Origin of the sequence: Bradyrhizobium denitrificans (assembly GCF_013179005.1) — a bacterium.
Taxonomy (GTDB): domain Bacteria; phylum Pseudomonadota; class Alphaproteobacteria; order Rhizobiales; family Xanthobacteraceae; genus Bradyrhizobium; species Bradyrhizobium denitrificans.
The window spans coordinates 48,264-69,255 of sequence record NZ_JABFDP010000027.1 but is presented as its reverse complement, the minus strand read 5'-3'; the positions used below and the strand labels follow the sequence as shown (position 1 = coordinate 69,255).

19 protein-coding genes are annotated in these 20,992 nt (G+C 65.4%); 15 read left to right on the top strand and 4 right to left on the bottom strand.

Annotated features, from left to right (window positions below; all coding sequences use genetic code 11):
• The first annotated feature begins 1 nt into the window (after position 1).
• Both HL671_RS27965 and glnT read left to right on the top strand, forming a co-directional pair.
• Positions 2-1,327, top strand: coding sequence for an FMN-binding glutamate synthase family protein (locus HL671_RS27965; protein WP_012042167.1), 1,326 nt, complete (start codon positions 2-4; stop codon positions 1,325-1,327).
• Positions 1,328-1,406: 79 nt separating this feature from the next.
• On the top strand, positions 1,407-2,705 hold the full coding sequence (gene glnT, locus HL671_RS27960; RefSeq protein WP_172240668.1) for a type III glutamate--ammonia ligase: 1,299 nt from the start codon (positions 1,407-1,409) through the stop codon (positions 2,703-2,705).
• Between the two features lie 233 nt (positions 2,706-2,938).
• On the opposite strand, the gene HL671_RS27955 is transcribed toward glnT, so the two are convergent.
• From HL671_RS27955 to HL671_RS27940, 4 genes are read right to left on the bottom strand one after another with little or no spacing between them, the layout of a single operon-like run.
• Positions 2,939-3,541: a sarcosine oxidase subunit gamma gene (locus HL671_RS27955; RefSeq protein WP_172240666.1), complete on the bottom strand. Its 603-nt coding sequence runs from the start codon at positions 3,539-3,541 to the stop codon at positions 2,939-2,941.
• Positions 3,534-6,512 carry a sarcosine oxidase subunit alpha family protein gene (locus HL671_RS27950; protein ID WP_172240664.1) on the bottom strand — a complete coding sequence of 993 codons (2,979 nt, stop codon included), beginning with the start codon at positions 6,510-6,512 and terminating at the stop codon, positions 3,534-3,536. Before HL671_RS27950 ends, HL671_RS27955 begins: the two co-directional genes overlap by 8 nt.
• Complete coding sequence (locus HL671_RS27945; protein ID WP_012042171.1) at positions 6,509-6,772, bottom strand: sarcosine oxidase subunit delta; 264 nt, start codon at positions 6,770-6,772, stop codon at positions 6,509-6,511. Before HL671_RS27945 ends, HL671_RS27950 begins: the two co-directional genes overlap by 4 nt.
• An 8-nt stretch (positions 6,773-6,780) precedes the next feature.
• Positions 6,781-8,031: a sarcosine oxidase subunit beta family protein gene (locus HL671_RS27940; RefSeq protein ID WP_172240661.1), complete on the bottom strand. Its 1,251-nt coding sequence runs from the start codon at positions 8,029-8,031 to the stop codon at positions 6,781-6,783.
• 56 nt (positions 8,032-8,087) lie between these two features.
• Here HL671_RS27940 and HL671_RS27935 point away from each other — a divergent pair, with 56 nt between their 5' ends.
• From HL671_RS27935 to ureC, 13 genes are all read left to right on the top strand, one after another.
• A complete protein-coding gene (locus HL671_RS27935) occupies positions 8,088-9,089 on the top strand; it encodes a GlxA family transcriptional regulator (RefSeq protein WP_148221421.1) in 1,002 nt (333 codons plus the stop codon).
• Positions 9,090-9,257: 168 nt separating this feature from the next.
• Complete coding sequence (locus tag HL671_RS27930) at positions 9,258-10,424, top strand: transporter substrate-binding domain-containing protein (protein ID WP_012042174.1); 1,167 nt, start codon at positions 9,258-9,260, stop codon at positions 10,422-10,424.
• 36 nt (positions 10,425-10,460) lie between these two features.
• A complete protein-coding gene (locus HL671_RS27925; RefSeq protein ID WP_041750506.1) occupies positions 10,461-11,069 on the top strand; it encodes an ANTAR domain-containing response regulator in 609 nt (202 codons plus the stop codon).
• A 250-nt stretch (positions 11,070-11,319) separates the two neighbouring features.
• Positions 11,320-12,576, top strand: coding sequence for an ABC transporter substrate-binding protein (locus HL671_RS27920; protein WP_172240658.1), 1,257 nt, complete (start codon positions 11,320-11,322; stop codon positions 12,574-12,576).
• Between the two features lie 62 nt (positions 12,577-12,638).
• Positions 12,639-13,532 (top strand): urea ABC transporter permease subunit UrtB, encoded by an 894-nt coding sequence (gene urtB, locus HL671_RS27915; protein ID WP_172240655.1) that lies wholly within the window; start codon positions 12,639-12,641, stop codon positions 13,530-13,532.
• A 2-nt stretch (positions 13,533-13,534) separates the two neighbouring features.
• Positions 13,535-14,683, top strand: coding sequence for an urea ABC transporter permease subunit UrtC (gene urtC / locus HL671_RS27910; protein ID WP_172240652.1), 1,149 nt, complete (start codon positions 13,535-13,537; stop codon positions 14,681-14,683).
• 3 nt (positions 14,684-14,686) lie between these two features.
• A complete protein-coding gene (urtD, locus tag HL671_RS27905; protein WP_012042179.1) occupies positions 14,687-15,430 on the top strand; it encodes an urea ABC transporter ATP-binding protein UrtD in 744 nt (247 codons plus the stop codon).
• Complete coding sequence (gene urtE, locus HL671_RS27900; RefSeq protein ID WP_012042180.1) at positions 15,430-16,125, top strand: urea ABC transporter ATP-binding subunit UrtE; 696 nt, start codon at positions 15,430-15,432, stop codon at positions 16,123-16,125. The genes urtD and urtE overlap by 1 nt, the downstream gene beginning before the upstream one ends.
• Positions 16,126-16,217: 92 nt before the next feature.
• Complete coding sequence (locus tag HL671_RS27895; RefSeq protein ID WP_172240649.1) at positions 16,218-17,255, top strand: aliphatic amidase; 1,038 nt, start codon at positions 16,218-16,220, stop codon at positions 17,253-17,255.
• Positions 17,256-17,330: 75 nt separating this feature from the next.
• Positions 17,331-17,876, top strand: a complete 546-nt coding sequence (ureE, locus tag HL671_RS27890) for an urease accessory protein UreE (RefSeq protein ID WP_172240646.1) — start codon at positions 17,331-17,333, stop codon at positions 17,874-17,876.
• 3 nt (positions 17,877-17,879) lie between these two features.
• Complete coding sequence (locus HL671_RS27885) at positions 17,880-18,551, top strand: urease accessory protein UreF (protein WP_172240643.1); 672 nt, start codon at positions 17,880-17,882, stop codon at positions 18,549-18,551.
• Positions 18,552-18,563: 12 nt separating this feature from the next.
• A complete protein-coding gene (locus tag HL671_RS27880) occupies positions 18,564-19,259 on the top strand; it encodes an urease subunit gamma (RefSeq protein ID WP_012042184.1) in 696 nt (231 codons plus the stop codon).
• Between the two features lie 21 nt (positions 19,260-19,280).
• Positions 19,281-20,990 carry an urease subunit alpha gene (ureC, locus tag HL671_RS27875; protein WP_172240640.1) on the top strand — a complete coding sequence of 570 codons (1,710 nt, stop codon included), beginning with the start codon at positions 19,281-19,283 and terminating at the stop codon, positions 20,988-20,990.
• Positions 20,991-20,992: the final 2 nt, after the last annotated feature.

Genomic DNA, 20,992 nt, shown 5'->3' with positions numbered 1-20,992 from the left:
GATGTCCGTGCCTCCACATCGCACCCCGCCGCGTTTCTCCGCGACCTTCAACCCGAACGTGATCGCCGAGATCCAGCGGGCTGCAGCAACCGGCATTTACGATATCCGCGGCGGCGGCGCCAAGCGCGCGCTGCCGCATTTCGACGATCTCCTGTTCCTGGGCGCCTCGATCTCGCGCTATCCGCTGGAGGGCTATCGCGAGAAATGCGGCACCGACGTCACGCTCGGCACGCGCTTCGCGAGGAAGCCGATCAAGCTGAAGATCCCGGTGACCGTCGCCGGCATGAGCTTCGGCTCATTGTCCGGTCCGGCCAAGGAGGCATTGGGGCGCGGCGCCTCCGCAGCCGGCACCTCGACCACCACGGGCGACGGCGGCATGACGCCGGAGGAGCGCGGCCACTCGTCGATCCTGGTCTATCAATATCTGCCGTCGCGCTACGGCATGAATCCCGATGATCTGCGCAAAGCGGATGCGATCGAGATCGTGATCGGGCAGGGCGCCAAGCCCGGCGGCGGCGGCATGCTGCTCGGGCAGAAGATCTCGCCACGCGTCGCCAAGATGCGCACATTGCCCGAGGGCATCGACCAGCGCTCGGCCTGCCGCCACCCGGACTGGACCGGACCCGACGATCTCGAGATCAAGATCGAGGAGCTGCGCGAGATCACCGATTGGGAGAAGCCGATCTACGTCAAGGTCGGCGCCAGCCGTCCCTATTACGACACGGCGCTGGCGGCGAAGTCCGGTGCCGATGTCATCGTGCTCGACGGCATGCAGGGCGGCACCGCCGCGACCCAGGACGTCTTCATCGAACATGTCGGGCTGCCCACGCTCGCCGCGATCCGGCCCGCCGTGCAGGCGCTGCAGGATCTCGGTCTGCATCGCAAGCTGCAGCTGATCGTCTCCGGTGGCATCCGCACCGGCGCCGATGTCGCCAAGGCGCTCGCGCTCGGCGCCGACGCGGTCTCGATCGGCACCGCGGCGCTGATCGCGCTCGGCGACAATGATCCGCAATGGGAGGCCGAGTATCAGAAGCTCGGCACCACCGCCGGCGCCTATGATGATTGGCAGGAAGGTCTCGATCCCGCGGGGATCACGACCCAGGATCCCGTGCTGGCCGCGCGGCTCGATCCGGTCAAGGCCGGCCGCCGGCTCGCTAACTATCTCTCGGTGCTGACGTTGGAGGCGCAGACGATCGCGCGGGCCTGCGGCAAGAGTCATCTGCATAATCTTGAGCCGGAGGATCTCGTCGCCTTGACGATCGAGGCGGCGGCGATGGCCGGCGTGCCGCTCGCCGGCACCAACTGGATTCCGGGACGCGACAAATAGGCTGGCAGCGCTGCGCGCGCCGCCGACGCGATCGACGGATGGACGATGCCGGGGTCTTCAAGGACTCAAAGAGGGAATCATGTCGAGTAGCCTCCATGCCGTCGCCTGTGAGCGCGGCATCAAATATTTCCTGATCTCTTATACCGACCTGTTCGGCGTGCAGCGCGCCAAGCTGGTGCCGGCGGCGGCGATCGACGGCATGGTCAAGACCGGCGCTGGCTTCGCAGGCTTCGCGACCTGGCTCGACATGACCCCGGCCGATCCCGACGTGTTCGCGATGCCCGATCCGGCGAGCCTGATCCAGCTGCCGTGGAAGCCGGAGGTCGGCTGGCTCGCGGCCGATCCCTGGATGAACGGCAAGCCGGTGGCACATGCGCCGCGAAACCTGCTCAAGCGCATGGTCGCCGATGCGGCGGCGCAGGGCTATGAGCTGAAATCCGGTGTCGAATGCGAGTTCTTCCTGATCACCGCCGACGGCAGTGCGCCGTCCGATGTCGCGGACAAGCAGTCGAAGCCGTGCTACGACCAGCAGGCCCTGATGCGGCGCTACGAGGTGATCGCCGAGATTTGCGACGCCATGCTGGCGCTGGGCTGGAAGCCGTATCAGAACGATCACGAGGACGCTAACGGCCAGTTCGAGATGAACTGGGAGTTCGACACCGCGCTGACGACCGCCGATCGCCACGCCTTCTTCAAATATATGGTGCGCTCGATCGCCGAGAAGCACGGGCTGCGCGCCACCTTCATGCCGAAGCCGTTCGTCGATCTCACCGGCAATGGCTGCCATGCCCATGTCTCGGTGTGGAAGGACGGCCGCAATCTGTTCGAGGACGAGGCCGGCGAGCTCGGCGTGTCCAAATTGGGCTATCAGTTCCTCGGCGGTATCATGCATTCGGCCGATGCGCTGGCCGCGCTGTTCAACCCGACCGTCAACTCCTACAAGCGCATCAATGCGGCGAGGACGACATCGGGCGCGACCTGGGCGCCGAACTCGGTGACCTATTCCGGCAACAACCGGACCCATCTGATCCGCATTCCCGAAGCCGGCCGCTTCGAGGTCCGCCTCGCCGATGGTGCCGCCAATCCCTATCTGTTGCAGGCCGGGCTGCTCGCCGCCGGCCTCGACGGCATCGCCAATGATCGCGACCCGGGCCCGCGCCTCGACATCAACATGTATACCGACGGCCACGCCGTAAAGACCGGCAAGAAGCTGCCGCTCAACCTGCTCGATGCGATCCGCGCGCTGCAGGCCTCGCCGGTCATGGCCGAAAAGCTCGGCGATTTCATTCCCTGCTACGTCAAGCTCAAGACCGAGGAGTGGAACGCTTATGCGCGCCATTTGACGGAGTGGGAGCGCGAAACGACGTTGGATTGCTAAGTGGCCGCTGTCGTTCGCATGACGATGTGCAAGTGAGCCCAGATCGCCCCGCGCGCCATTGCGAGGAGCGAAGCGACGAAGCAATCCAGACTGTCTCCGCAGAATGATTCGGGATTGCTTCGCTACGCTCGCAATGACGCGGTGAGAGCGGAGTGTTAGTTCCCAGGCTGTGCAAAGTCATCGGGCGGCATCAGCCGCGCGAAGGCGTGGCCACCGATTGTCGCACGGATGCTCTAGGACGGCCTCACCTCGCAGCCGAACTCCGCCGCCGCCTCCGAGAACCAATGCCAGAAGCTGCGGGACAGGCTGCGGAACACGGCGATGTCGAACGAGGCGCATCCGTCCTGGTCCTCGTTGCGCCAGATGATGGCGCCGATATGTGCGGCCACCGTCGTGGCTGCCGCTCCGGGCGGAAACGCGCGCTCATGCAGGTCGATCGGAAAGCCCTTGGCGAGCACGTCGCGGATGGCGGGGCCGCCGACGCGGAACACGACATAGCCGCCGCTCTGGTCGACGATGGAGGCGAGCGGGCCGATTGCGGCCTTCAAGGCCGTGGCCAGGCGATGGCTGCTGCCGTCGGCCATGCCGAGCCAATGCTGCGGACCGAGGCCTGCGAAGGCGATCGTGTCGGCGCTGGCCACGGCGGGGCGATCCGGCAGCATGACGCCGCAATATTGCCGGATCGCCTCGCGCAAGGCCGCCTCCTGGCCCTTGCGGGCCTGCAGCGTCGCCAGCCCGAGATCGGCTCGCTCGGTGATCGTGACCTGGCTGCCGGGCGGCGCGGGCGCGGCGTCGGCGAACGTGACAGGTGACGACGACGGACTGTGCTCAGCCATGGAGCCGCGCTCCCTGTGGATCGATGAAGACCGGCGAGACGAGCTCGACCTCGGTATCGCCGTCGCGCACCGGATCATAGGCGCGCATGCGTTCGCCGTGTCGCGCCGGTCCACGCTTGACGAGGGCAAGGCCGATCCAATGCCCGAGCGCCGGTGAGAACGCGACCGACGTGACATAGCCCTCGTCGTTCTCTGTCGTCGGCGCTGCGCCCAGCGCGAGCATGTGAGCGCCAGCGCGTAGCCGCGCCATCGGATCGATCGGGCGCAGGCCGACGAGCGTCGGGCGGTCGGGATCGGTGAGGCCGGGCCGGTGCGCCAGCACGCGGCCGATGTAATCCTTTTTCTGCGACATCATCCGGCCGAGGCCGAGATCGGCGGCTGTTGTGGTGCCGTTGATCTCGTTACCGGCGACATGGCCCTTTTCGATGCGCATCACGCCGAGCGCCTCGGTGCCGTAGGGGATGATGCCGAACTCCGCGCCGGCTTCCATGATCGCGCGGATCGCCGCGTCGCCATATTGCGCCGGCACCGCGATCTCATAGCCGAGCTCGCCGGAGAATGAGACGCGGAACAGCCGCGCCGGCACGTCGCGCCAGGTGAACTCGGCGCATCCGTGATACGGCAAAGCGGCATCGGAAACATCGACGACGTCGCCGAGCAGGCGGTCCAACAGCTGTCGGGCGCGGGGGCCCGCGATGGAATATTGCGACCATTGCTCGGTGACGGAGACGAGCTGCACGTCCAATTCGGGCCATAGCACCTGGCGCGCATGTTCCAGATGCTGCATGACCTTGGCGGCGTTCGCGGTTGTCGTCGACACCACATAATGATCTGGCGCGAAGCGGGCGGCCGTGCCGTCATCCATCACCAACCCGTCCTCCCGCAACATCACGCCATAGCGGGTCTTGCCCACCGGCAAGGTCGAGAACATGTTGATATAGACGCGGTCGAGGAAGGTGCCGGCATCGCTGCCCTGGACGTCGATCTTGCCGAGTGTCGAGACATCACAGACGCCGACCTTGCTGCGGACGTCGCGCACCTCGCGCGAGACGGTGGTGAGCCAGTCGGTTTCGCCCGGTTGCGCGAACCACTGCGCGCGCAGCCAAGCGCCTGCTTCGACGAAGCTCGCATTGCTCTGCTCGGCCCAGCCGTGTCCGGCCGTCAGGCGCGTCGGCCGGAAGTCGCGGCCGCGGTGATGGCCCGCGAGCGCGCCGATCGCGACCGGCGTCGCTGGCGCGCGGAACATCGTGGTGCCGATCTCGGCCATGCTGCGGCCCGTCAGCTCGGCCATCATCGCCTGGCCATTGATGTTCGAGCTCTTCCCCTGATCGGTCGCCATGCCCAGCGTGGTGTAGCGTTTGAGAAGCTCGACCGAGCGGAAGCCCTCGCGTGCGGCGAGCGCAACATCGGCGCTGGTGACGTCGTGCTGGAAATCGATGAAAGCCTTCGATGACGAGCCGACATGCCAGAACGGCGCCAGCGCGATGGGCTCATCGTCCGCCCGCGGCGCCGGGGCGGGGGTGACGGCAAAGCCTGTCGCCTCTGCGGCAGCGGCGCCGAGCGCCGTGCCCTGCTGTAGGGCCTCGGCGAGACCGAAGGCGCCCGCCGCTGCGCCCGCGACGCTCATGCCCGGCGGCAATGCATCCGGCACGAAGGCGGCATGGGCCTCGGACCAGCGCGGCCGATGTCCCAGATGTGTGGCCAGTGCGAGATGCGGCGACCAGCCGGCGGACATGGCCAGCAGGTCGACCGGCAAGCCTTGTTCTCGCCCATCCGCGCGCCGCAGCGTGATCGCCTGCAGGCCGCGGCGGCCGCCGCGCGTCTGGGTGATGTCGGCTCCGAGATGGACGGGAATCGCGAGCCGTGTTGCTTCGGCCCGGAGTTGCGGCGCGACCGTCGCACGGTGATCGATGATGGCCGTCACCGTGACGCCGCTGCGCGCGAGGTCGAACGCGGTCGTCCAGGCGTCATCGCAGCCGGTATAGACCGCGGCCCGCCGTCCGGGCTTGACCGCGTAGCGGTTCAGATAGCTGCGTACGCCGGCGGCCATCATCACGCCGGGGCGGTCGTTCCCCCCGAACACGATCGGGCGCTCGATCGCGCCGCTCGCCAGCACCGCGCGCTTGGCGACGATCTTCCAATAGCGCTGCCGCGGCCGATGCGGCTGCGGCTCGGCGAGATGATCGGACGCCCGCTCGAGCGCGCCATAGGTGCCGCCATCATAGACGCCGAACACGCTTGTGCGACTGAGGATCCGGACATTCGGCAAAGCCTCGAGCTCGGCGGTGACGTGCCGCGCCCAGTCGGCGCCTGGCCGGCCATCGACCTCTCCGAGGTCGCTGTTGAGCCGCCCGCCGAGCGTGCAATCCTCGTCGCACAGCATGATGCGCGCGCCGCTGCGCCCGGCCGCCAGTGCCGCGGCGAGCCCGGCCGCCCCGCCGCCGATGATCAGGACGTCGCAGAAGGCGTTGATCTTCTCGTAAGTGTCGGGGTCGGCCGCGCCGCTGGCGCGGCCGAGACCGGCGGCCCGGCGGATCGCCGGCTCGTAGACCTTCTCCCAGAACGCGGCCGGCCACATGAAGGTCTTGTAGTAGAAGCCGGCGACGAACAGCGGCGACAGCAGCGAGTTGATCGCTCCGACATCGTAGCGCAGCGACGGCCAGCGGTTCTGGCTCCAGGCCTCGAGGCCGTCGAACAGCGCGATGGTGGTGGCGCGCGTGTTCGGCTCGCGACGGGCGCCAGCGCGCAGTTCGACCAGCGCGTTTGGCTCCTCGGGCCCTGCGGTCATGATGCCACGCGGACGGTGATATTTGAAGGAGCGGCCGACGAGGCGAACATCATTGGCAAGCAGCGCCGAGGCCAGCGTATCGCCGGCATAGCCTCGATAGCTGCGGCCGTCGAAGCTGAAGCCGATGGTCTTGCTGCGATCAATCAGGCCGCCGGAGGCGAGCCGGTTGGAATCCGGCATCATGCAGCGCCTCGCGTGGCGAGCGCGGCGCCGAGCACCTCGTGGGTCCGGACGTCGCGGGTCACGATCAACCAGCTGCGGCAACCCTGTGCGTGATACCAGAGTTCGCGATGCGGGCCGGCGGGATTGTCGCGCAGATAGACGGCCTCAAAGAAGCGCCGCTGACCGTCGTCGGTGGCCGGATCAGGCCGCTTTGCGGTGTCGCCGTGATAGGCGAACTCGCTGACGTCGCGCTCGCCACAGAACGGGCAGGGAATTCGCATGGTTGGCCTCAGTGCAGATTTGGCTGCGCGCCCTGACCTTTTTCGTCGATCAGGTGGCCTGTTGCGAAACGGTCGAGGCGATAGGCGCTCGCGACCGGATGCGGCTCATCGCGCGCCAGCAGATGCGCGAAGCACCAGCCGGAGCCCGGCGTGGCCTTGAAGCCGCCATAGCACCAGCCGGCGTTGAGATAGAGTCCTTGCAGCGGCGTGCGGTCGATGATCGGCGAGCCGTCCATCGACATGTCGACGAGCCCGCCCCAGGAGCGCAGCATGCGCACGCGGCCGATCGCCGGCATCAGCGCCATGCCGCCCTCACAGACGTCCTCCACGGTCGGCAGATTGCCGCGCTGCGCATAGGAATTGTAGCCGTCGATATCGCCGCCGAAGACGAGCCCGCCTTTGTCGGACTGGCTGATGTAGAAATGACCGGCGCCGAAGGTGACCACGCCGGGGATCAGCGGCTTGATGGCTTCGGAGACGAAGGCCTGCAGCACGTGGCTTTCGATCGGCAGCCGCAGGCCGGCATACTCCGCGACCCGCGAGCTGCTGCCGGCAACCGCAAGCCCGACCTTGCCGGCCTGGATCGTGCCGCGCGTCGTGGTGACCCCGGTGATGCGATCGCCGTCACGCACGAAGCCGGTGACCTCGCAGTTCTGGATGATGTCGACGCCACGCGCGCTGGCGCCGCGGGCGTAGCTCCAGACGACCGCATCGTGCCGCGCGGTGCCGCCGCGCCGCTGCAGCAGGCCGCCCTTGATCGGAAAGCGCGCATTGTCAAAATCGAGAAATGGCAGCATGCGCCTGACGGCGTCGGCATCGAGCAGCTCGGCATCGGCGCCCGCCAGCCGCATCGCATTGCCGCGCCGGGCAAACGCATCGCGCTGCGCGTCGGAATGATAGAGGTTCAGCACGCCGCGCTGGCTGACCATGGTGTTGTAGTTCAGGTCCTGCTCCAGGCCCTCCCACAGCTTCATCGACCATTCGTAGAACGGCTCGTTGCCGGGCAGCAGATAATTGGAGCGGATGATCGTGGTGTTGCGGCCGGCATTGCCGGATCCGATCCAGCCTTTTTCGAGCACGGCAATTTTGCGAATGCCGTGCTCCTTGGCGAGGTAATAGGCGGTGGCCAGCCCATGGCCGCCGCCGCCGACGATGATGATGTCGTAGCTCGCTTGCGGGGCGGCATCGCGCCAGACCGGCTGCCAGTCGCGATGGCCGCGCAGGGCTTGGCGGGCGAGAGAGAACAGCGAATAGCGCATGCGCCTTCGATCACCGGGTTGTCGCAGGCACAATGCGCTGCTATCTCTCCGAGGTGATGTCCAGAAACGACGAAAGAGGGTCTAGAAGCGACGGACCGAGGGGCGACGACGTCCGGGCGCATCGGGTTGGCTTCCTGCTGATCCCCGGCTTCGCGCTGATGTCCTATGCGTCGGCGGTCGAACCGCTGCGGGCGGCGAACGTGCTCAGCGGCCGGACGCTGTACCGCTGGCGTCACATCGCGATCCGCGGCAGCGATATCGCTGCCTCCAACGGCGTCAGGATCCCGGCCGACGCCACCATCGGCAGCGCCGCACGTCTCGACTCCATCGTGGTCTGCGCCGGCGGAAATCCGGCCACTTTCTCGCATCCACCCACTCTCTCTTATTTGCGGAGCACGGCGCGGCATGGCGTCCGGATGATCGGCGTCTCAGCGGGTCCCTTCATCCTCGCCCAGGCTGGCCTGCTCGACAGCTATCGCTGCACCCTTCATTGGGAGCACATGCCGGCGTTCACCGAGACGTTTCCGCACTTGTCGCTCAGCCGCTCGCTGTTCGAGATCGATCGCGACCGCTTCACCTGCGCTGGCGGCATCGCGGCGCTCGACATGATGCATGCGATGATCAGGATCGATCACGGCGCGCGGCTGGCGGCGGCGGTGAGCGACTGGTTTCTGCAGACGGAGGTCCGGCGCGGCGGGGCTGCACAGCGGCTGTCGCCGGCACAGCGCTTCGGGGTGCATCATCCCAAGCTGGTCGACACGCTGCTGCGCATGGAAAGGCGGATCGAACGTCCGCTGGCACCTCGCGAGCTTGCCGCCGGCGCTGACCTGTCGTTGCGGCAGCTGGAGCGTTTGTTTGCGCAACATCTCGGGACGACCCTTCATCGCCGCTATCTGCAGATTCGGCTCGAGCACGCGCGCGGGCTGCTGCGCCAGAGCACGATGGCGATCCATGAGGTCGCGCTCGCCACGGGATTTGCGACGCCGATGCATTTCGCGCGCTGCTATCGGCGTCAGTTCGGCCTGGCACCGCGCGAGGAACGCAGGGCACACCGATGACACTCCCGATCTTGTTCGGCCTCTCTCCGCGGCGCAAGCTCCGCCATCCGGCGGTGCGGTTGACGCCAAGCAAGTAATCATCCTAGACAGAATAAAGGTGGCGTTCGTCCGCAATGCCGATCTCCGGTGTCGGAAAACGCGCATTCAGGAGAGTGGTGCTGTCGTCACATGGGTTCTTCAGAAAGGCAGCCTGAAAGCTGGCGCGTCGGCGTGCTGTTTTCGCATACCGGCGTGACCTCGGGCATCGAACGCACACAACTCAACGCCACCTTGCTGGCCATCTCCGAGATCAACGCTGCCGGCGGTATTCTCGGTCGCCCCATCGAGCCGATCATCTACGACCCTGCTTCGGACCCGAAGAAGTTCCGCGCCTTTGCCGAGCGCCTGTTCCAGGTCGACCGCATCCGTCTGTTGTTCGGCTGCTACATGTCGAGCACGCGCAAGGCCGTGCTGCCTTCGGTCGAGGGCCATCGCGGTCTGCTGTTCTACCCGACCCTTTATGAAGGGTTCGAATATTCCCGCAACTGCATCTACACCGGCGCCGCGCCGAACCAGAATTCGCTGCAGCTGGCGCGCTTCCTGCTCTCGACCTATGGCAACCGCTTCCTGTTCGTTGGCTCGAACTATGTCTTCCCTTATGAGTCGAACCGCCTGATGGCCGATTTCGTGGTCCAGGGCAAAGGCAAGGTGCTGGACGAGATCTATGTTCCGCTGCTTGCGCAAGCCAAGGATTTCGACAAGGTCATCGCCCGCATCAAGAAGACGTCGCCGGACGTGATCTTCTCGACGGTCGTGGGCAGCGGGACAGCCGAGTTCTATCGCGCCTATCGCGCCGCCGATTTCGATCCGACACGGATGCCGATCGCGAGCCTCAGCACCAGCGAGGCCGAGGTGGCCGAGATGGGGGCGGAGGCCGCCGAAGGCCACATCACTGCGGCGCCGTTCTTCGAGACGTTGTCGTCGCAGGCCGCGCGGCGGTTCGTTGCAAGTTTCAAGGCGCAATATGGCGACGATGCGCCGGTGACGGCCTGCGCCGAAGCGGCCTATTTTCAGGTGCATCTGGCGATGCGCGCGGTGGCCAAATGCGGCACGGATGATCCGGAGCAGGTGCTCGGCAACATGCGCGATTTCGAGTTCGACGCGCCGCAGGGGCGGGTCCGTGTCGATCCCGAGAACAATCACACTTACCTATGGCCGCGGATCGCGCGGGTCGACGGCCAGGGGCGCTTCCAGATCGTCTGGAATCCGGGCGTGCGCGTGAAGCCCGATCCCTATTGTGTGGTCCAGAGCCTCGACGACTGGTCGGTCGACGAGCAGCAGCTCATTCGGTCCTGAGGTCCAGGGGTAGCGTGGCGGGACGGAGATCCGGGCGTGGCCATCCAAATTCTTCGTGATCTGCGCGGCCTGCGGGTCCATGTCGTGCATCCGCCGGACAGCGAGCGGACCAAGCTCGTCGAGCATCTGCGCCGTATCGGCTGCATGGTCGAGATGCAATGGCCGGTGCCGGATTGCTGGGCTGAAGGCGCCGACGTGGTGCTGCTCGCGATCGAACATGATGTGCGGTTGGAAATCCAGCGGCTGCTGAAATCGGATGCAGACCATCGGCCGACCCTGATCGCCGTCGTCTCCTACGAGGACCCATCGACGCTGCAACTGGTGCTTGAGGCGGGTGCGGTCGCTGTCATCGAGCGGCCGATCCGGCCATTCGGATTGCTTACGAATTTGACGATCGCGCGCAGCCTGTGGTTGGAGCGGCGGGAATCCGAGAAGCGCGTGCGCAAATTGGAGCGCAAGCTCGCCGGCATCCAGCGGATACAGAAAGCCAAGGCGATCCTGATGGATGGCCAGGGATTGAGCGAGGCTGATGCTTATGAGAGCATCCGCAAGCAGGCGATGTCGAAGCGCCTGTCCATGGACGACATGGCCGCGGCGATCATTCATGCCAACGAGCTCTTGCAATACCGCGCGAAAGGTGATTAGCTTTTATTAGTTGAAGGGAGAAGATCCTTCTCAACGCAGCCGGACCATCGATGATGCTGGTCTGGCATCGGCTAGGTAGCCCGAAGAACCCGTGAAGGGTTCGTCGGGCTTTTTTGTTTTTTGGACCGAGGACAGCCGCCGGCGCACAGCGCGTCGTCGGAGCTCGATCCGCTCTGGGCGAATTTTGGCAGCAAGCAACGTGCTTCGGCGCGAACGAGGACGTGTGCCTGGACAACGGGGAGTGTGCGGTATGGCAGTCGATCGACGCAAATTCTTGAAGAGCGGCGCCCTGGCGGGCGGCGCATTGATTACCTCGCCATGGGTGTTCTCGACCGGCGCGCAGGCCGCCGGCGAGATCAAGGTGGGCGTGCTGTTCTCGCTGACGGGGGGCCTCTCGATCGTGGAGAAGTCGCTGCACGACGCCACGATGATGGCGATCAGCGAGATCAACGCGGCCGGCGGCGTCAAGGGCATGAAAATCTCGGCGATCGCCGAGGACGGCGCCTCCGATCCCAAGACCTACAATGAGAAGGCCTCCAAGCTCGTCATCCAGGATCGCGTGCCGACCGTGTTCGGCTCCTATACCTCGGCGAGCCGCAAGGCGGTGCTGCCGGTGTTCGAGAAGCGCAACAATCTCTATTTCTATCCGACCTATTATGAAGGCTTCGAGTGCTCGAAGAACGTCGTCTATACCGGCGCCGTTCCGAACCAGCAGCTGTCGAATTTCATCCCTTGGATCATCAAGACGCTCGGCAAGAAGAAGTTCTTTATCGTCGGATCGAACTACATTTATCCACGCGAGATGGCCAAGGTCTCGAAGATCCTGATCGAAAAGAACGGCGGCGAATGGATCGCCGACGAATATCTCGAGCTCGGCCATTCCGAATGGGGCTCGATGGTCAACAAGATCAAGAGCTCGGGCTGCGATGTCGTGCTGTCCAACGTGGTCGGCGACTCCGTGATCGCGTTCTATCGCGAGTACAAGAACCAGGGCCTCACCCACGACAAGCTGCCGATCTGCGCGACTGTCACCTCGGAGATCGAGATTGCGGCGATGGGCGCGGAATATGCGGTCGGTTCCTTCACCTCGTTCCCGTATTTCCAGGCGATCGACACCGATCGCAACAAGGCGTTCATCGAGCGCTACCGCAAATTCGTCAAGGACCCGAAGGCGGTGACGCATCACGCGCTGGAATCGTCCTACTTCCAGGTGTTCCTGTGGAAGCAGGCGGTGGAGAAGGCGGCCGAGGTCTCGCCGGCGGCGATCCGCGAGGCCGTCAAGGGCCAGGAGTTCGACGCGCCCAACGGCCACGTCAAGATCGAGGCCGAGAACCTGCACACCTACCTGACGCCGCGCATCGCGCAGTGGCTTCCGGACGGGCAGGGCAAGATCATCGACGCCTACAAGGAGCCGGTCATGCCGCTTCCCTACGTCGCCTATGGCGAGACGCCGACGAACCTTTTCTGCACCGGGAAGGGTCTCGACGCGGCCAAGCTGAAAACCTGACGTTTGGGAAACCTCATCCACCGCGCGCCTCCCTCGCGCGGTGGATGGCGGGAGGCACTGTCATGCTCGAGGTTCTGTTCATCGGTCTCAGCCTGGGATCGATCCTGCTGCTGGTCGCGCTCGGCCTCGCCATTACTTATGGCGCGATGGGCGTCATCAATATGGCGCATGGCGAGATGGTCATGGTCGGCGCCTATGTGACCGTGCTGTCGGGCCTGTGGTTCGGCACCAACATCTTCATTGCTATCCCGCTCGCCTTCATCGTGACAGCGCTGCTCGGGCTGCTGATCGAGCGCGTCGTGGTCCGCAAGCTCTACGGCCGGCTGCTCGACACGCTGCTCGCGACCTGGGGCATTGCGATCCTGATCCAGCAGGCGGTGCGGCTCGAGTTCGGGCTGTCGTTCCTCGGCATCCACATTCAGGGCCTCGGGCCCGGCCTGCAGAACGTCAGCGTCCCCGACATCCTGCAAGGCACGTTTCGTTTCGCCGGCGCCGACATCAACCGCTATCGCGCCTTCATCATCCTGGTGACCGCCATGCTCGCCATCGCCACCTGGTTCGTGATCTATCGCACCGTGGCCGGCACGCAGGTTCGCGCCATCATCCGCAACCCGAAGATGGCCGCCGCCTGCGGCATCGACGTCACCCGCGTCAATGCGCTGACCTTTGCGTTCGGTTCGGGTCTTGCGGGTGTCGCCGGCGTGATGATGTCCGGCTTCAAGACCGTGTTCCCCGACATGGGGACCTCGATGGTGGTCGACGGCTTCCTCGTGGTCGTCATGGGCGGCGTCGGCAGCCTGCTCGGTTCGGTGCTGTCGGCCGGCATTCTCGGCGAGATCAACGGCCTGGTCGCCGCCGCGACCAACGACATCCTCGCCCGCGCCGTCGTGTTCGGCGTCGTCATCGCCATCATCGTGCTCAAGCCGAAGGGCCTGTTCGCCCTGAAGGGACGCTGACCATGATGTCGAAGCGCCGCATCGACTGGGCGATCTACGCCGCCTTCATCGTCCTGATCATGCTCGTGCCGCTGATCATGGACTCGTTCTGGCTCAACCGTCTCGCCAAATATCTCGTGTTCGGGATGCTGGGCATCGCCGTGGCGCTGTCCTGGGGCTATGCGGGCATTCTCAACCTGGGGCAGGGCCTGTTCTTCGGCGCCGGCGCCTACATGCTGGCGATGTCGCTGAAGCTCGCGAGCTCCACCAGCCTGCAGCAGGGCTCGGACAAGCCCGTGCCGGACTTCATGCTGTGGAACGCGGAGCCCGGCGCCAAGACCGAGCTGTGCTGCATCAACAAGGCGTCGTTTCTCTGGTTGCCGTTCCAGAGCCAATGGTTCGGCGTCGCCATGGGGCTGATCCTGCCGGTCGCCATCGCCTTCGTGCTCGGCTCGATCGTGTTCCGCAAGCGCATCGCGGGCGTCTTCGTCTCGATCATCACGCTGGCGCTGGTGCTGCTGGTCCGGCTCGTGATGATCGACGCCCAGCCGGTGACCAACGGCTTCAACGGCCTCACCGATCTCGGCTGGTTCAAGCTCGGCGGCTTCGAGTTCGATCCCTATGTGGTGCCGACTTATTACCTGATTGCCGTCTCGCTCGGCGTCGTGCTGATCGCGGCGCGGCTGATGGTCGAGACTAGGGCAGGGGTCATCCTGCAGGCGATCCGCGACGATCAGAACCGCGCGCGCTATCTCGGCTTCGATGTACCGGCCTACCAGACCTTCTTCTTCGCGGTGTCGGCGCTGATCGCGGGCTTCGCGGGCATGCTCTATGTCATCGTCTCGGAGTTCGCTTCGCCGACCTTCATGGATCTGAGCTTCTCGATCACCATGGTGGTATGGGCGGCGGTCGGCGGCCGCGCCTCGATCTTGGGCGCCTGTATCGGTGCGATCCTGATCAACATGATCTCGGCAACTGTCAGCGAAACCGAAGGCTTCGCGGAAGCGTGGAAGGCGATCATCGGCCTGATCTTCGTGCTGGTCGTGCTCTACATGCCGCGCGGCATCGCCGGTCTCGCTCATGACCTGATCGATCGGTTCATCACCCGGAGGCCGTCGACGCCGGCCCCGGCGGTGCGCGTCAACGATCCATCCTCGCAGCCGGCGGAGTAGCCCATGGCCCAGGCAGCGCTCACCATCGACGGTCTCAGTGTCGATTTCGAAGGCTTTAAGGCTGTCAACGGCGTCTCGATGATCGTCGAGGACGGCGAATTGCGCGTGCTGCTCGGCGCCAACGGCGCCGGCAAGACGACCTTGATGGATCTCATCTCCGGCAAGACCAAGTCGACCGGCGGCCGCGTCTTCGTGCACGACACCGAGATCACCAATTGGGAGGAGCACAAGATCGCCCGCGCCGGCATCGGCCGCAAGTTCCAGATCCCCAGCGTGTTCAAGGAGCTCACGGTCCGCCGCAATCTGGAGGTCGCGAGCTGCAAGAATCCCGGCGTGTTCGCCAATCTCGGTTTCGGCTTCTCGGCCAAGGCCAAGATCGACGAGGTGCTGGAGCTGATCGGGCTGACCGAGGAGGCGGGCCAGGTCGCCGCCTATCTCAGCCATGGCCAGACGCAGTGGCTCGAGCTTGGCCTGCTGATCACCCAGGATCCGAAGATCATCCTTCTCGACGAACCGACCGCGGGCATGACGCAGGCCGAGACGCACAAGACCTCACTGATCGTCAACAATCTCAAGGGCCGCCACACCATCATCGTGGTCGAGCACGACATGGCCTTCGTGCGCGAGATCGCCGAGCGCATCACGGTGCTGCATCTCGGCCAGGTTCTGGCGGAAGGCAGCGTCGCCGAGATCGAGAACGATCCCAAGGTGCGCGCGGCCTATCTCGGGTCGAAGGGGATCACCTGATGCTCGCTCTGTCCCATGTCGACAGCTTCTACGATCGCAGCCATATCCTGCACGACGTGTCGCTGGATGTGCCCGATGGCCAGGTGACGGCGGTGCTCGGCCGCAACGGCACCGGCAAGACCACCCTGCTCAAGACGCTGATGGGACTGACCGACCGCATGGATGGGCAGATCCGGCTGGGCGATCAGGAGATCGGGCGGGAGCCGACGTTCAGGCGTGCACGCGCCGGCATCGCCTATGTGCCGCAGGGCCGCGAGATCATTCCCGACTTCACCATTCGCGAGAACATCCTGATGGGCTCGTTCGCGCGCGCCGATGGCAAGCGCGAGATCCCGCCTTTGGTGGCCGAGCTGTTTCCGTATCTGATGAACAATCTCGATCGCAATGGCGGCGTGCTGTCCGGCGGTCAGCAGCAGCAGTTGGCGATCGCGCGCGCGCTGGCTGCAAACCCCAGGATCATCCTGCTCGACGAGCCCAATGAAGGCATCCAGCCATCGATCGTCGAGGAGATCGAGCAGGTCATCATCCGGCTCAACCGCGAGATCGGGCTGACCGTGATCCTGGTCGAGCAGAACGTCTCGTTCGCCCGCAATGCGGCGCATCGCTTCGCCATGATGGAGAAGGGACGCATCGTCGCAGCAGGCGAAATTTCGGAACTCACCGACGCGATGGTCCATCGCCACATGGCGGTGTGACGATCCGACGTCGTGGAGAAAGCTGGTGCGCAAGCCAGCGCGCCGGAACGCGAATGGCAGGTTTTTGACGGGTTGGTAGCAAGGAGAGCAAGATGCTGCATGGTGATATCACTTCGAGCAACGACACGATCGGCGTCGCCGTCGTGAACTACAAGATGCCGCGCCTTCACACCAAGGCGGAGGTGCTCGACAATGCCTGCAAGATCGCCGACATGATCGTCGGGATGAAGACCGGCCTGCCGGGCATGGATCTCGTGATCTTCCCGGAATACTCGACGCACGGCATCATGTATGACTCCAAGGAGATGTACGAGACGGCCTCGACCGTCCCGGGCGACGAGACGGAGATCTTCGCCGAGGCCTGCCGCAAGGCCAAGGTGTGGGGCGTGTTCTCGCTGACCGGCGAGCGGCACGAGGAGCACCCGAAGAAGGCGCCCTACAACACCCTGATCCTGATGAACGACAAGGGCGAGATCGTGCAGAAATATCGCAAGATCATGCCCTGGGTACCGATCGAGGGCTGGTATCCCGGCAACTGCACCTATGTCTCGGAAGGCCCGAAGGGGCTGAAGATCTCGCTGATCATCTGCGACGACGGCAACTATCCCGAGATCTGGCGCGATTGCGCCATGAAGGGCGCCGAGCTGATCGTGCGCTGCCAGGGCTACATGTATCCGGCCAAGGACCAGCAGGTGATCATGGCGAAGGCGATGGCCTGGGCCAACAACGTCTATGTCGCGGTCGCCAACGCTTCCGGCTTTGACGGCGTGTACTCCTATTTCGGCCATTCCGCGATCATCGGCTTCGACGGCCGGACGCTCGGCGAATGCGGCGAGGAGGATTATGGCGTGCAATATGCCCAGCTGTCGAAGTCGCTGATCCGGGACGCGCGCAAGAACGGCCAATCGCAGAACCATCTCTTCAAGCTCGTGCATCGCGGCTACACCGGCCTGATCAATTCCGGCGATGGCGATCGCGGCGTGGCGGCCTGTCCCTACGACTTCTACGCCAAGTGGGTGGCCGATCCTGAAGGGACCCGCGAAATGGTCGAGTCGTTCACCCGGTCCACGGTCGGCACCGAGGAATGTCCGATCGAGGGCATTCCCAACAAGAAGGTTGCCCACCGCTGATCCGAATGCTGGCCGGCGGCGGGCCTTGCCGCCGCCGCGCCCCCTCTTGCCATCGAGTGAACGGAGGCCTCTGCGATGCGACGTATCGAGCACGTGCTGGGGAGCAGGCTGGAGCCGGACATGTCCGAAGCGCTGCATCGTCTCGAACATCGGGGGGGAGTCGATATCGTCGCCGTGCCGGCGGCCGATCTCGCCCGCCGCCGGCTGTTGATCTCGACGCGCAGCGGCGAGGAACTCGCGATCGCGTTGCCTCGGACCGAGAAGTTGTTCGATGGTGCCGTGCTGCTCCTGGAGCGCGACCGCGCGATCGTGGTGCGGGCTGCGACCGAACGATGGTTGCGGCTCGAGCCGCGCTCGATTTCGGATGCCGTCGAACTCGGCTACCAGGTCGGAAATCTGCACTGGCGTGTCAGATTCGGCGGCGAGGTGTTGCTGGTGGCCCTGGAGGGCCGACCCGAGGACTACACCGCCCGGATCGAGAACCTGATCGCGGCGCGGCGGGTGGCCGTCACCGTGCTCGACGAGGAGGCCGTTGATTCACCGCCTTCCCACGAGGCCGCGCCGTCTCACAGTCACGGTGCGAGCCATGATTCCCACCCTCATCACCACCGCGACCACTGACCCATGCTCCCGTTGTTGCGCGCGATCTGGCAGGCCGATGCGGCGTTTCCAAGCGGTGCCTTTGCCTTCTCCTACGGCATCGAAGGAGCGCTGGCGTTGCGCCCCGACATGAGCCTGGGCGAGTTCGAACGTCTCTGCGCCGCGGTGCTGCAGCAGCGCTGGGCAGGCTATGATCGGATCGCGCTGCAACGGGCGTTTCGCGCCGGCAGGGATCTCGATGCGTTGGCCGCGGTGGATCGGGAGATCGAGGCCTCCACCATGATCGAGGCGCTGCGCGCCGGTTCGCGCCGCAATGGCGCGTCATTTCTGGCGGCGCATGCGCGGCTCGGACAGCCGCTTGCGCTCAAGCTGCGCGCGCAGGTGAAGGCCGGTGACTGCCTGGGGCATATCGCCGTGATGCAGGGCGCCATATGGGCGGCGCTGCAGCTCGATGAGCAGCACGCCGCCTTGTGCTCGGCCTACACGGTGGCGTCCGGCCTCATCACCGCGGCGGTACGGCTCGGCGCCGTCGGCGCCCTGCAGGGGCAAAGCGTGCTGCAGGCGCTGCTGCCGCTGATCGATGCCCTGGTCGCAACTCCGCTCGACGACGACGCCGAGCTCGAAAGCTTCATCCCCATCCTGGACATTGCGGCCGCGCGCCATGTCCACGCCGAATTGCGGCTGTTCGCCAATTGAGAGTGAGATCGCATGCTGCTGACGCCAACCGAACTCGAGCGCCTCACCATCTTCAACGCCGCCGAGCTGTCGCGCCGCCGCCGCGCCCGCGGGCTCAAGCTGAACTATCCGGAAGCGGTGGCCATCATCACCGACGAGATCCTCGAAGGCGCGCGCGACGGCCGCAGCGTCGCCGACCTGATCAGTCACGGCTCCACCATCCTGACCACCGATGACGTGCTGCCGGGCATCGCCGCGATGATGGACATCATCCAGGTCGAATGCGTCTTCCCGGACGGCACCAAGCTCGTGACCGTGCATGAGCCGATCCGGCCGGCTGCAGGTTCGGCTGCCGATCCCGAGCGCCCGGGCGAGATCAAGGCGCAGGCGGGCCAGCTTGCGCTCAATGCCGGCCGCCGCAGCATCACGCTCACCGCCGTCAACACCGGCGACCGGCCGATCCAGATCGGCTCGCACTTCCACTTCTTCGAGGTCAACAAGGCGCTCGAATTCGATCGTGCCGCCGCCTTCAACATGCGGCTCGACATTCCCGCCGGCACCGCGGTGCGCTTCGAGCCGGGCGCGTCCAAGCAGGTCTCGTTGGTGGAGTTCGGCGGCCGGCAGCATCTGTCCGGCCTCAACAATCTCACCGATGGCGCGGCTGCAGATCCTGCGGTGCGCAACGCCGCGCTGGCGCGCGCCAAGGCGCGCGGCTTCCGCGGCGCCTGACAGCTTCAAGGGAGACACCACGTGGCGACGATCGACCGGCGTGACTACGCCGCACTCTACGGCCCGACCACCGGCGATGCGGTCCGGCTCGGCGACACCTCGCTGTTCGCCGTGGTCGAGAAGGACCACGCCGTCTATGGCGACGAATGTCTGCATGGCGGCGGCAAGACCTTGCGGGACGGCATCGGCATGGCCGGCCTCACCAGCGCGGAAGGCGCGCTGGATTTCCTGCTCTGCAACGTCACCGTGATCGATCCCGTCATCGGCATCGTCAAGGGCGATCTCGGCATCCGCAACGGGCGCATCGTCGGCATCGGCAAGGCCGGCAATCCGGCGATCATGGATGGCGTCGATCCGCGCCTGATCGTCTCGACCGGCACCACGGTGCGCGATTGCGAGGGATTGATCGCGACACCTGGCGCGATCGATGTGCACGTCCATTTCGACAGCGCCGGCCTGGTCGAGCACGCGCTGGCGAGCGGCATCACCACGATGATCGGCGGCTCGCTCGGCCCGATTACCGTGGGCATCGACTCCGGTGGTCCCTTCAACACCGGCAAGATGCTGCAGGCGGCCGAAGCATGGCCGATGAATTTCGGCTTTCTCGGTCGCGGCAACTCGCATCGCGAGGCGCCGCTGATCGAGCAGCTGCAGACCGGTGTGATGGGCCTCAAGCTGCACGAGGATTGGGGCACGATGCCGGCGGCGATCGACACCTGTCTCAGGGTGGCCGATGCCCAGGATTTCCAGGTCCAGATCCACACCGATACGCTGAACGAGTCCGGCTTCGTCGAGAACACGCTGGAGGCGATCGGCGGCCGCACCATCCATATGTATCACACCGAAGGCGCGGGCGGCGGCCACGCGCCCGACATCATCCGCGTGGCCGGCGAGATGCATTGCCTGCCGTCCTCGACCAATCCGACCAATCCTTACACGGTCAACACCTTCGACGAGCATCTCGACATGACGATGGTGTGCCACCATCTCAATCCGGCGATTCCGGAGGACGTCGCTTTCGCCGAGAGCCGCATCCGCGCCCAGACCATTGCGGCCGAGGACGTGCTGCACGACATCGGCGCGATCTCGATGCTCGGCTCCGACAGCCAGGGTATGGGCCGCATCCACGAGGTGATCTGCCGGACCTGGCAGCTGGCGTCGAAGATGAAGGACCAGCGCGGCGCGTTGCCGGAAGACAGACCCGGCTTCGGCGACAATGCCCGCATCCGCCGCTACATTGCCAAGTACACGATCAATGCCGCTAAGACCTTCGGCATCGCCGATCACATCGGCTCGCTCGAGGACGGCAAGATCGCCGACATCGTGGTGTGGCGCCCGGCGTTTTTCGGCATCAAGCCGGAGCTCGTCATCAAGAGCGGCTTCATCGCCTGGGGCGCGATGGGCGACAGCGCGGCGTCGCTGATGACCTGCGAGCCGATGCTGCTGCGGCCGCAATGGGGCGCCTTCGGCCGCGCGCCAGCGGCATTGTCCGCCTGCTTCGTGCATCCGCTCGCGATCGCGCGCGGGCTGGCGGCCGAGCTCGGCCTGTCGAAGCAGCTCCTGCCCGTGAAGGGCACACGTGGGCTGACCAAGCGGGACATGGTGTGGAACGACACCTGTCCCACCATCCGGGTCGATCCCGAGACCTTCGACGTTTTCGTCAATGGCGAGCTCGCAACCTGCGAGCCGGCCCGCGAGCTGCCGCTGGCGCGCCGCTATATGCTGAGGTGACA

Bases quoted from the DNA above. Each gene is read 5' to 3' on its own strand.
- ureE (WP_172240646.1), top strand. From the start codon at position 17,331: ATGCGACGTATCGAGCACGTGCTGGGGAGCAGGCTGGAGCCGGACATG.
- HL671_RS27950 (WP_172240664.1), bottom strand. From the start codon at position 6,512: ATGATGCCGGATTCCAACCGGCTCGCCTCCGGCGGCCTGATTGATCGC.
- glnT (WP_172240668.1), top strand. From the start codon at position 1,407: ATGTCGAGTAGCCTCCATGCCGTCGCCTGTGAGCGCGGCATCAAATAT.
- HL671_RS27880 (WP_012042184.1), top strand. From the start codon at position 18,564: ATGCTGCTGACGCCAACCGAACTCGAGCGCCTCACCATCTTCAACGCC.
- HL671_RS27930 (WP_012042174.1), top strand. From the start codon at position 9,258: ATGGGTTCTTCAGAAAGGCAGCCTGAAAGCTGGCGCGTCGGCGTGCTG.
- HL671_RS27940 (WP_172240661.1), bottom strand. From the start codon at position 8,031: ATGCGCTATTCGCTGTTCTCTCTCGCCCGCCAAGCCCTGCGCGGCCAT.
- urtD (WP_012042179.1), top strand. From the start codon at position 14,687: ATGGCCCAGGCAGCGCTCACCATCGACGGTCTCAGTGTCGATTTCGAA.
- HL671_RS27945 (WP_012042171.1), bottom strand. From the start codon at position 6,772: ATGCGAATTCCCTGCCCGTTCTGTGGCGAGCGCGACGTCAGCGAGTTC.
- HL671_RS27885 (WP_172240643.1), top strand. From the start codon at position 17,880: ATGCTCCCGTTGTTGCGCGCGATCTGGCAGGCCGATGCGGCGTTTCCA.
- HL671_RS27920 (WP_172240658.1), top strand. From the start codon at position 11,320: ATGGCAGTCGATCGACGCAAATTCTTGAAGAGCGGCGCCCTGGCGGGC.
- urtB (WP_172240655.1), top strand. From the start codon at position 12,639: ATGCTCGAGGTTCTGTTCATCGGTCTCAGCCTGGGATCGATCCTGCTG.
- urtC (WP_172240652.1), top strand. From the start codon at position 13,535: ATGATGTCGAAGCGCCGCATCGACTGGGCGATCTACGCCGCCTTCATC.
- urtE (WP_012042180.1), top strand. From the start codon at position 15,430: ATGCTCGCTCTGTCCCATGTCGACAGCTTCTACGATCGCAGCCATATC.
- HL671_RS27955 (WP_172240666.1), bottom strand. From the start codon at position 3,541: ATGGCTGAGCACAGTCCGTCGTCGTCACCTGTCACGTTCGCCGACGCC.
- HL671_RS27935 (WP_148221421.1), top strand. From the start codon at position 8,088: ATGTCCAGAAACGACGAAAGAGGGTCTAGAAGCGACGGACCGAGGGGC.
- HL671_RS27965 (WP_012042167.1), top strand. From the start codon at position 2: ATGTCCGTGCCTCCACATCGCACCCCGCCGCGTTTCTCCGCGACCTTC.
- HL671_RS27895 (WP_172240649.1), top strand. From the start codon at position 16,218: ATGCTGCATGGTGATATCACTTCGAGCAACGACACGATCGGCGTCGCC.